General features: G+C 75.9%; 8 protein-coding genes. 7 read left to right on the top strand and 1 reads right to left on the bottom strand.

Translation table 11 applies throughout. The features are described 5' to 3' along the window. On the bottom strand, positions 1-1,274 hold a 1,274-nt coding region (locus ACSNOK_RS25845), incomplete at its 3' end, for a BTAD domain-containing putative transcriptional regulator (RefSeq protein WP_436783173.1). A 272-nt stretch (positions 1,275-1,546) separates the two neighbouring features. On the opposite strand from ACSNOK_RS25845, the gene ACSNOK_RS25840 reads away from it, so the two are divergent. From ACSNOK_RS25840 to ACSNOK_RS25810, 7 genes are all read left to right on the top strand, one after another. Then, positions 1,547-2,308 carry a response regulator transcription factor gene (locus tag ACSNOK_RS25840; RefSeq protein ID WP_436783172.1) on the top strand — a complete coding sequence of 254 codons (762 nt, stop codon included), beginning with the start codon at positions 1,547-1,549 and terminating at the stop codon, positions 2,306-2,308. A gap of 151 nt (positions 2,309-2,459) precedes the next feature. Then, positions 2,460-3,554 carry a phosphotransferase family protein gene (locus ACSNOK_RS25835; protein ID WP_436783171.1) on the top strand — a complete coding sequence of 365 codons (1,095 nt, stop codon included), beginning with the start codon at positions 2,460-2,462 and terminating at the stop codon, positions 3,552-3,554. Positions 3,555-3,645: 91 nt separating this feature from the next. Next, the gene (locus ACSNOK_RS25830; protein ID WP_436783170.1) at positions 3,646-4,974 is read left to right on the top strand and encodes an aminotransferase family protein; all 1,329 of its coding nucleotides are present in this window, start codon (positions 3,646-3,648) and stop codon (positions 4,972-4,974) included. Further along, entirely contained in the window at positions 4,971-6,773 is a 1,803-nt protein-coding gene (locus tag ACSNOK_RS25825) for a 1-deoxy-D-xylulose-5-phosphate synthase N-terminal domain-containing protein (RefSeq protein ID WP_436783169.1), read from the top strand. Before ACSNOK_RS25830 ends, ACSNOK_RS25825 begins: the two co-directional genes overlap by 4 nt. Beyond that, positions 6,754-8,124 (top strand): glycosyltransferase, encoded by a 1,371-nt coding sequence (locus ACSNOK_RS25820; protein ID WP_436783168.1) that lies wholly within the window; start codon positions 6,754-6,756, stop codon positions 8,122-8,124. The genes ACSNOK_RS25825 and ACSNOK_RS25820 overlap by 20 nt, the downstream gene beginning before the upstream one ends. After that, a complete protein-coding gene (locus ACSNOK_RS25815; protein ID WP_436783167.1) occupies positions 8,121-8,957 on the top strand; it encodes an SDR family NAD(P)-dependent oxidoreductase in 837 nt (278 codons plus the stop codon). The genes ACSNOK_RS25820 and ACSNOK_RS25815 overlap by 4 nt, the downstream gene beginning before the upstream one ends. Beyond that, entirely contained in the window at positions 8,954-9,565 is a 612-nt protein-coding gene (locus ACSNOK_RS25810; RefSeq protein ID WP_436783166.1) for a DUF1349 domain-containing protein, read from the top strand. The genes ACSNOK_RS25815 and ACSNOK_RS25810 overlap by 4 nt, the downstream gene beginning before the upstream one ends. Positions 9,566-9,798 lie beyond the last annotated feature (233 nt).

The raw sequence follows: 9,798 nt of genomic DNA, 5'->3' as shown, positions 1-9,798 counted from the left end.
GCCGCCTCCGGCGGCGCGGCCTGCGGGCCGGCGGCGGGTGGGGTGGGTTGGGCCGTGGCTCGCGAGGCGGTGAGTGGATCCGTGGCCTGTGGCACCGCCGGTGCGGGCGGGACGTCGGTCGGCCCGGGCCGCCGTACGCCGGCCGCGGGGCCGGTGCTCGTGGACGCGCCGGCCGGCTCGGCGCCGGCGGGCTCGGTGCCGTTCGGTCCGGTGCCGGGCCGCCCCGGAACCCGGGCTCCCGTCACCGGCGCCTCGGCACCCCGCTGCCCCGGGACCGGCAGGCCCGGAGGCGCGTCACCGCCCGCCGCGTCCGGACCCGGCAGACCCGGCCCCGGCACCCCCGCGCCCGGCGCGTCCGGGACCGGCGCCCCCACGGGCGCCGCCCCGCCCGCCGGGCCCACCGCCGACAGCGCCGGTTCCCGGCGCAGGATGGCCTGGTGGAGCCGGCGCAGTTCCTCCCCCGTGCCCACGCCGAGCTCGCGGGCCAGCCAGTCGCGGGTGCGGGTGTAGACGTGCAGGGCCTCGGCCTGCCGGCCGAGCCGGTACTGGGCCGTCATCACCTGGCCGGCCAGCCGTTCACGGCCCGGGTGCGCGTGGGCCTCCGCGTCGAGCTCGGCCACCGCCTCCAGGTCGCCGAGGGCGAGGCAGGCGTCGGCCCAGGTCTCGACCGCCGAGAGGCGCAGGCGCGCCAGCCGTTCGGCCTCCTCCGACAAGGCCGGGTAGTCCGGGAGTTCCTCGTACGGCGTGCCGCGCCACAGGCCCAGGGCGGCCCCGAGGACGTCCCGGGCCTCGGCGTGCCGCCGGTCGCGCTGGAGCGCCCGCCCCTCGGCCACCGCGTCCTCGAAACGGCAGGTGTCGACGTCCTCGCGGCGCAGGCCGAGGACGTACCCGGTGGCCATGCGGCGGATCAGCCGGTTCCGCGCACCGGAAGCGGAAGCGGAAGCGGAAGCGGAAGCGGAGGCTGGGGCGGGGCCGGAGCCGGGCGACGCGGCCGGTGGGGCCAGGGAGCGCCGGAGGTGGGAGATGTAGCTGTGCAGGGAGGCGGGGCCGCGGTCCGGGACCCGGCCGCACCACAGCTCCTCCGTCAACTGCCGGGCCGGCACGACGTGTCCGACCCGCATCGCGAGGAGCGCCAGGAGCGCGCGGCGGCGCGGCGGGCCGAGCTCGACGGCGTGGCCGCCGGTGTCGGCGGCCATCGGTCCGAGCAGCCACAGGCGGGGGCGGGGGGAGTCACGGCGCGCGTCCGCGGCCGGCTGGTCTTCGGGAGCTGCCATCAGTCGTCCGCTTTCCTCCGGCCCGGCCGCGCGGCATTTCGAACGGTTGACCCCGTCGCGAGGCGATCTTCGCACAGGTCGTCAGCCGGGCCAAGCGGCCTTCAAGGACGCTTCAAGCGGCCGGACAAGCCGTGCGCAAGGCGCGGGAGAACCAGGCAAGGGGGGTGTGGCACGGTTCCCGCAATTCCCCGCGGTCCCCCCCCATGGAACGGGAGAGTGAAATGAGCACGCCAATTTTAGGGCTTCATGCGGTGGCTTCCGACCGGCGCGTCGTGACGCAGTCCGGACGCGGGTCCGCCCAGAGCCGACGGCGTGAAGTCCGCCGGGCGGCGGCCGCCGCGCCCCTGCGGGTCGCCCTGCACGCCGCGGACCACCTGACGTACACGGGACTGGCCAGCTATCTGGAGATCGACGACCGCGTGACGGTGGCGGCCCCGGACGACGCGCCGGCCGACGTCTCCCGGCCGGAGACGGACCACCGCCACGCCCCGGCCGGCACCGTCCGCCCTCGGCCGGACGACGCCGACGTCACGGTGTTCGCGGCCGACACGGTGAGCGGCGAGACCCTCGGTGTCCTGCGCGGTCTGGCGGCGGAGCGGCGGACGGGACCGTTCCTCGTCATCGCCGGCACCCGCTGGAAGGCCGACGTCGCCCTGGCCGTCGAATGCGGCGTCCGCGCGGTGCTGTGGCGGCGCGACACGACGCCGGAGACGCTCGTCCGCACCCTGCTCCAGCTGCGCGACGGCGGCGGCTGCCTGCCGGCCGACCTCCAGGGGCAGTTGCTCGACCAGGTCCAGCGGGCGTACCGCGACGTCCTCATTCCGCAGGGACTGGCCTCCGCCCGCCGGCTGACCGCCCGCGAGGCCGACATTCTGCGGCTCATCGCGGAAGGACGGGAACTGGCCGAAATCGCGGACCGGCTGGCCTATTCCGAGCGGACCGTCAAGAACATCCTGTACCGAATGATGGAACGCCTTGAGGTACGCAACCGCGCGCATGCGGTTTCCTATGCCATCCGTTCCGGGCTGATCTGAACTCGGGTACATACGGGCACCGTCCGGAGAACAAAGGGCAGAGTGGTTCCCGAATCCCTTCGCCCGCCGTCCGCGTTCGTCACTCTTTTCCCGCGGAGACCACCGCACCGGCCGCTCCGTCGGCCGCGAACCGGCAGGGAAAGGAGCCCCGATGTCCGTCACCGCCCCGGCAGGAACGGAGCAGTGGGTGCGCGGCGCGCTCGCCGCCCACTGGGGCGAGCCCTGGGCGGGCGCCCGCCTGAGCCCGCTCACCGTCGGAGGCGCGGCCCCGCTCACGCACACGGCGGGCCTGTGGCGGGTCGCGGCGCCCGGCGGCGGCCCCGGCGGCCCCGGCGGCCACGTCGACCACGTGCTCAAGGTGCGGCTGAACGCCGAAGCGGTACGGCCGGGCCCGTTCTACCCCCTCAAGGACCGGGTGGCCGCCCACTGCCGCCGGCGGGGGGTGCCGGTGCCGCCCGCCGTGCCCGCCGCCGACGGGCGCACCGCCGTCGAGCACGACGGCGTGCCCTGCGAACTGACCCCCCACTGCCCCGGCGTACCGGCGCGCGGCGGCCGGGAGCGGGCCGCCGCCGTCGTCGCCACCGGACTCGACCTGCGGGAGGCCCTGGACGCCCTCCCCCCGGACGTGGCCGGGGAACTGGCGCCGCTCCGCCTGCCGTCGCTGGTCGAGGAGGAGCACCCGCCCACCGCATTCCGGGACGCCGTGGATCGGCTGCTGCCCAAGGCCGAGCGCGGCACCGACCCCTGGCACCGCGCCGCCGCCGGCGTCCTGCGCGAACTCCGCGCGGCCGAGCCGCTGCTGCGGGAGGCACCGGACGCGGGCGCCCGCCCCTCCGTCGTCCACGGCGACCTGCACATCCACCACTTCCTGCTCGACCCGCGCGGGGAACCACGCGTCCTGGCCGTGCTCGACTTCGACAACCTGCACGTCGGCGACCGGCTGCTCGACCTCGCCTGGATCGCCGACACGGCCGTCCTGGCCTGCGGCGACGACACCCGCGCGGCCCGCGACGTCCTCGCCGGGCTGCTTCGCTCCGGGCGCCGCCGCGGCCTGCTGCGGCCCGGGGACGAGCACCTGCTCATGCCCGTCCTGACGGCGCACTCGCTCCCGGTCATCGTGGACATCGCCAAGGACATCCTCGACCGCGGCCTGCCGTCCCCGCAGTGGCTCGCCTACTTCGACCTGCTGTCCCCGGCCCGCCGGCTCACCGCGCACCGGCTGCTGACCGGCCCGCGGGCCGACTGACCCCCTCCGGGTCCACTGACCCCCTCCAGAGAACCCCCGTCCCGTCCGGCACCACCGGCCCCCGGCCGCACCTCTCACACCAGGAGCCTCCATGACCGACGAAGCCGTCACCGACCCCCGACACCCCCTGTCCTCCTGGCCGTCCGACCTGTCGGCCTTCTGCTTCGAGGTCCCGCACTCGCCCGAGGCGCTCCTCTTCACGTCCGGCAAGGGCGTCCGGCTGGCCGACGCGGCGGGCCGCAGCTACCTGGACGCCCTGTCCGGGGTCTTCGTGACCTGCTTCGGGTACGACTGCGAGCCCATCGTCAGCGCCGTCACCGACCAGTTGCGCACCCTGCCTTTCAACCCGCCGCTGCACGGCACCAACCAGGCCGCGCTGGACCTCGCGCGGGCCCTGGTGGACCTGGCGCCCGCCGGGATCACGGCCGCCAAGCTGGTCAACGGCGGTTCGGAGAGCGTCGAGGCCGCGATGCGGCTGGCCCGCCTCTACCACCGCGCGCACGGGGAGCCGGGCCGGGTGAAGGTCCTCGGCTACTACCACGGCTACCACGGGGCCACGTTCGGCTCGCTGTCGCTGACCGGCCGCCCCGACACCACCCGCTTCGGACCCGGCCTGCCCGGCATCGTCCACGTGTGGCCGCCGGACTGCCTGGAGAGCTTCTGGGACGTCCCCCCGGAGCGGTCCGGCGCCCTCGCCGCCGCCATGATCGAGCGGACCATCGAGGCCGAGGGACCGGACTCGGTGGCGGCGCTCGTCGTGGAGCCCGTCATCCACCTGCGCGGCATGGCCCTCCCCCCGGACGGCTACCTGCCCGCCCTCCGCGAGGTGTGCGACCGGCACGGCGTCCTGCTGGTGTTCGACGAGATCGTCACCGGCTTCGGCCGCACCGGACAGCCCTTCGCGGCCCAGACCTACGGCGTGACCCCCGACATCCTCTGCGCCGGCAAGGGCATATCCGGCGGCTACGCGCCGCTGGCCGCCGTGCTCATGGCCGGGCACATCGCCGCCGTGCTCGGCGAGGAGGGCGGTCCGGTGTCGTTCGCCCCCTCCCACACCTACGCCGCCAACCCGCTCGCCGCCGCGGCCGGCCTCGCCGCCGTCACCCTGTTCCGCGAGGGCGGCTGGCCGGCCCGGATCCGCGAGCTCGCGGCGTACACGGAACTCCGGCTCCGCGAGGCGGCCGGCGGGCGCGGGACCGTGCGCGCGGCGGGCCTGCTGTACGGCGTGAAGCTGACCGGCCCCGGCGAACGCCTCGGCGAGCGGGTGGCCTCCGCCTGTCTGCGCCGCGGCCTGATCCTCCGAGGCCAGGACGACTGGGTGGTCCTCGCGCCCGCCTTCGTCACCACCACGGCGGAGACCGACGAGACCGCGCGCATCCTGGGCGAGGCCCTGGACGAGGTCTGCGGAGCCGCCCGGTGACCGGCCTCCACGAGCGGTTCGCGGCGCCCGTCCGCGAGGCGCTGCCCCGGCTCACCGCCGCCGAACGCGCCGTGGCGATCCGGGAACTGGACGCCATGGAGTCCGCGCGAACCGCCCACCGGGCCGGTGCGGACCGGCTGCTGGACGGCCTGCGCGAGATCGCCGCCCACGTCCCCGAACGCCTCTACACCGACAGCGCCGACGTCCTGCTGCGCATGCACGAGATCGCGGGCTCCGGGAACCTGCAGAGCAACCTGTCCTCGCTGCCCCTCGTCCGCGCCTGCTTCGCCCACGGGCTCGTCGACGACGGCCGCGAACGGCACGAAGCGCCCGCCGAACTCGTCGTCGGCCGCGGCCACATCGCGCCCGCCTTCTACGCCGAACACTACGTGCGCGGCACCCTGCCCTTCGCCCCGCTGGCCACCCTGCACCAGGACGGGCTGACCGGAGTCGTCCACCGCGACCTCGGCTTCCGCAACACCATGCGGTACAGCCTCGGCGTCGGCGTGGCCCAGGCCGTCAGCCTGGCCTGGGAGCTGACGCGGCGCGGCGAGGACCGCAAGGTCGTCTGCCTCGCCGGGGACGGCGAACTGCACGAGGGCGCCGCCTTCGAGGCACTGCGCTTCGCGTACGACGCCGGCCTCCGCAACCTCCTCCTCGTCGTGGACGCCAACGGCAAGGGCATCGAACCCCTGGCGAAACCCGTCAACACCGGTTATCTGTCCGCCTACCTCGGCCGGATCACGGAGACCGACGGCACCGACGACCGCGCCGTCGAGGAGGCACTCGGAACGCTCCTCGCCCGGCCCGGCCCCGCCGCGCTCGTCTGCCGCACCCGCAAGGGCGAACACAGCTTCCGGCCGCCCGCAGACGCGGGCGAGGCCGCACCGCCCCGCCCGGTGTCCTTCGCCGCCGGCGCCGGCCGCCTGCTGGCCGCCCACCGGCGCCGCTCCGGCGCCGAACTGGCCGTGTTCACCCCCGACATGGCCGCCCGCTTCGGACTGCGCGGCCACGTGCCGTACACCAACACCGGCCTCGCCGAGACGCTCACCGCCGGCATGACGCTGTCCCTGCCGGACCACGTCACCAAGGTCGTCGCCACCGACGCCATGTACTACATGGACTCCCTGAGCATGCTCACCGAGGCCACCACCAGCGTCCGCAACCTCCTCGTCCTGGCCGGACGGAGCTGGGGCGCGTGGGGCGGCGCCCACAACGCCGTCAACCTGCTCGGCCTGCTGCTGCACACCCGCGTGTACGAGCCGGTCACCGCCGCCGAGTTCGACGCCTGCCTGGACCGGCTCGCCCACGATCCCGCCACCGCCCACGTCGTCAGCCTCGTCGACGCCCCGATCACCCCGCCGGCCCGCGACTGCTCGGCCGACCTCGACGGGAGCGTCTGGCTCACCCCGCCCGACGCCGGCGACCCGGACGCCGTCGTCGTCACGTTCGGCTACGCCGGCGTCCTGGTCGACGAGGCCAACCGCGGCCTCGGACTGCCGCACCTGCACTGCGCCGCGCTCACACCCCGGCTCGGCCCGGCCGCCCTCGGCGTGCTCGCCCGCGCCCGCCGCGTCCTGAGCGTCGAGTACAACGGCGCGGACGGCGGATTCGGCGAACGGCTGCGCTCCGCCTACCTGTTGCCCGTCGAAGTGCACGCGGTACGCCGGGACATCGCCACCCGCGTCCACCGGCACCAGCTCGCCCTGCACGGCATGAGCACCCCCCAGCTCCGCCAACGCCTCACGGCGCTGCGGGAGGACCGACAGGAGGCCGGGCATGCGCCTGCATACGCATGACTACCGGGCGCCGGACACCGAGGGCATCGTCGACGGGGCGGTCCTCATGCACCGCGAGATGTCCCGGCTGCTCGCCCGCCGCGCCCCCGCCGCCCTGCACGACCTCACCGCGGGCCCCGGCTGCGTCGCCGGGCTCGGCGCCGACGACGTGGTGTACGCCGGGTCCGGCCCGTACGCGTTCCTCTACCACCACTGGCGGGAGACGCACGGCGGCGACTTCCGCATCGTCCGCGAGGTGCACACCGCCCTCTGGTCCGGCTACTGGGCGCAGGAGGAACTGTGCGCGCCCCTGGTCCGGCCCGGCGACCTGGCGCTGTTCCCGACCGAGTACACGCGCCGGCTGTTCATCCGGAACTTCCCCTCCGTCACCGCCTGCGGCTCCGCCGTCGCCTACCCCATGCTGGACCGGCTGCCCCGGCGCTCCCCCCGGCCCGTCCCACCGCCCGGCCGGCCGCTGCGCGTCGGCTACCTCGGGGCGCTGTCGCTGGCCAAGAACTTCGACCAGGTGCTGTCGGTGTTCGCCCGCTGCCACCGCGCGTCCGGCGGCGCCGTCCGCCTGGTGTGCGCGGGCAAGCCCAACGACCCCCGCTGGGAACCCGCCGGGGTGTACGCCGCCCTGGACCGCGCCGGGGTGCCCGCCGACGCCGTACGGATGGAGGGCGTCCGGCCACAGGAGGAACTCGCCGCGTTTTTCGACGCGATCGACGTCCTGCTCTTCCCCAGCACGGCCTCCCGCGAGACCCTCGGCCGCGTCGTCCTGGAGGCCCTGGCCCACGGCGTGCCGGTGCTCGCCGCCGCCGTCGGCCCGGCCGTCGAACTGCTGCCGGCCGAGAACCTCGTACCCACCGCCCTGGACACGCTCGGCACCTTCGACATGGGCCGGGTCGGCCCGCTCGGCCGGGTGGACGAGGACATTCTCGCGGAGAAGCTGCTCACCCGGGACATCGCCCCGGCGGCCCTGCGCTCCACCACCCCCTACGCCGACGCCACGTTCCTGCGCACCCTCGCCGGGCACCCCGTCCCGGCCCCCGCCGGGCACGACACCGTCCTGCCCGAGGCCGTACGCGTCGCGCCCCGCGGCGGACCCGCCCCGGACGCGGCCGAGGCCACCGCCCTGTTCCGCGCCTTCTTCGAACGCCACGACGCCACCCTGACCACCGCACTCGACGCGCGGGCCGACCGCACCGGCCGCGACGACCCGGCGCTGCGCCGCCTCGTCGCCGCGCCGGACCGCAACCTGGCCGACTACCGGGCCTTCCCCCGGCTCCTGGACGCCCTGGTCCTGCCCCCGCTCACGTACACCCTCGCGCCCGTCACCGCGGGCGCCGTACCGACAGGAGACACCCCATGACCAGCAACGACCGCGGGACGCGCCTGGCCGGCCAGGTGGCGCTCGTCGTCGGCGGCGGCCGCGGCATCGGCGCGGCCGTGGTCGAGACCCTCGCCCGGAACGGCGCCCGGGTGGTGGCCGCCGACACCGACCGGCTGCCCTCCGCCTACAACCACTACCGCTCCACGGCCGTCACCGGCTACGCCGAGGCCCGCGAACTCGCCGTCCGGCTCGCCGCCGAGGGCATGGCCGTGACGGCCGCCGAAGTGGACGCGACGGACGAGGACGCCGTACGCCGCCTCTACCAAGGCGTCGCCGACGGGCCCGGCCGCCTCGACACCGTCGTCAACGCCTTCGGGGTCACCCACGTGTCCCCGGTGGAGCGCATGGAACTCGCCGAGTTCCGCCACGTGGTCTCCGGCAACCTCGACGGCGTCTTCCTCTCCTCGCGGGAGGCGCTGCCGCTGCTGCGCGCCTCCGGCGGCGGCTCCATCGTCAACTTCTCCTCCGTTTCGGGCCGTTCGGGATTCGCCAAGGTCGCGCACTACTGCGCCGCCAAGTTCGGCGTCGTCGGCTTCACGGCCGCCCTCGCCCAGGAGGTCGCGAAGGAGAACATCCGCGTCAACGCCGTCTGCCCGGGAATGGTCAGGACCGGCATGTGGGATTACCTCCTCTCCGAGTTCGTCCGGCCCGGCGAGACCGAGGACGAGTGCTGGGAGCGGATGCGCGCGATGGTCCCGCAGCGGGAGTTCCAGACCCCCGAGGACATCGCGGATCTCGTGCTCTACCTCGCGGCGGCGCCCCGCGTCACCGGGCAGGCGATCAGCGTCGACGGCGGGATGACCGCGCCGTGACGGCGCCCGCGCCGGTGCCGGAGGGGGACGCCGTCCCCTTCGACGGCCCCGGGTGGTCCTTGGTGGGGCCCGGCACCGCCCCCGTCCGCACCGCGTCCGCCCTGGAGGTCCGCGCCGGGCGCGGCGCCGACCTGTTCGCCATGCCCGGCTGGTACACGGCGTCCGGCGTCCCCGCGCTGTCCAGGACGGTCCCGGGCGATCACACGGCGCACGTCCGAGTGAGCGTCGAAGGAGGGGAGTTCGGCGACGCCGGCGGCATCGTCGTGCACGGCTCCGGCGGCTGGTTCAAGGTCTGCGTGGAGCGGACCAGGGCCGGCGGCTGGGCGGTGGTCACCGTCGTCTCCCGGCCCGGGTCCGACGAGGCCGCGGGGCCGGCGCTGGCCGGCCCGCGCGCCGGGCTGCTGGTGACGCGGGAGGGCGCGCGGTACGCCGTCTTCTGCCGCGAGGACGCGGCCGGGGAGTGGCGCTTCGTCCGCACCTTCCTGTGGCCCGGCGACGCGCCGGAGGTCCGGCTCGGGCTGTTCGCCCAGGCGCCGTTCTCGGAGGCGTGCACCGCCCGGTTCACCGGGCTGCGGTGCGCGCCGGCGGCCCTGGCCGACCGGCGGTGAGCCGCGCCGCCCCGGGGCGCGGCCCGCCGCCCACGGCGCTCCGGGACGGCCGCGCTTCATCGGCCGTGCTCCACCGGCTGCGCCGCGCTCCGGTGGCCGGGGCCGACCGCCCGCACCGAGCCGAGGCGGTCGTCGCCGGCCGCCCCCCGTCGCTCCGGTATGGCCGCCCCACCGGCCGTACCGCCCCCCACCGGCCGGGACCGCCCGTCCGTACAGCTCCCGAACGGCCGGAG

The sequence above is a fragment of the Streptomyces sp. URMC 126 genome (assembly GCF_051386555.1).
GTDB lineage: Bacteria > Actinomycetota > Actinomycetes > Streptomycetales > Streptomycetaceae > Streptomyces.
The sequence above is the reverse complement of the archived record's forward strand: the minus strand, read 5'-3'. Positions and strand labels throughout refer to the sequence as shown.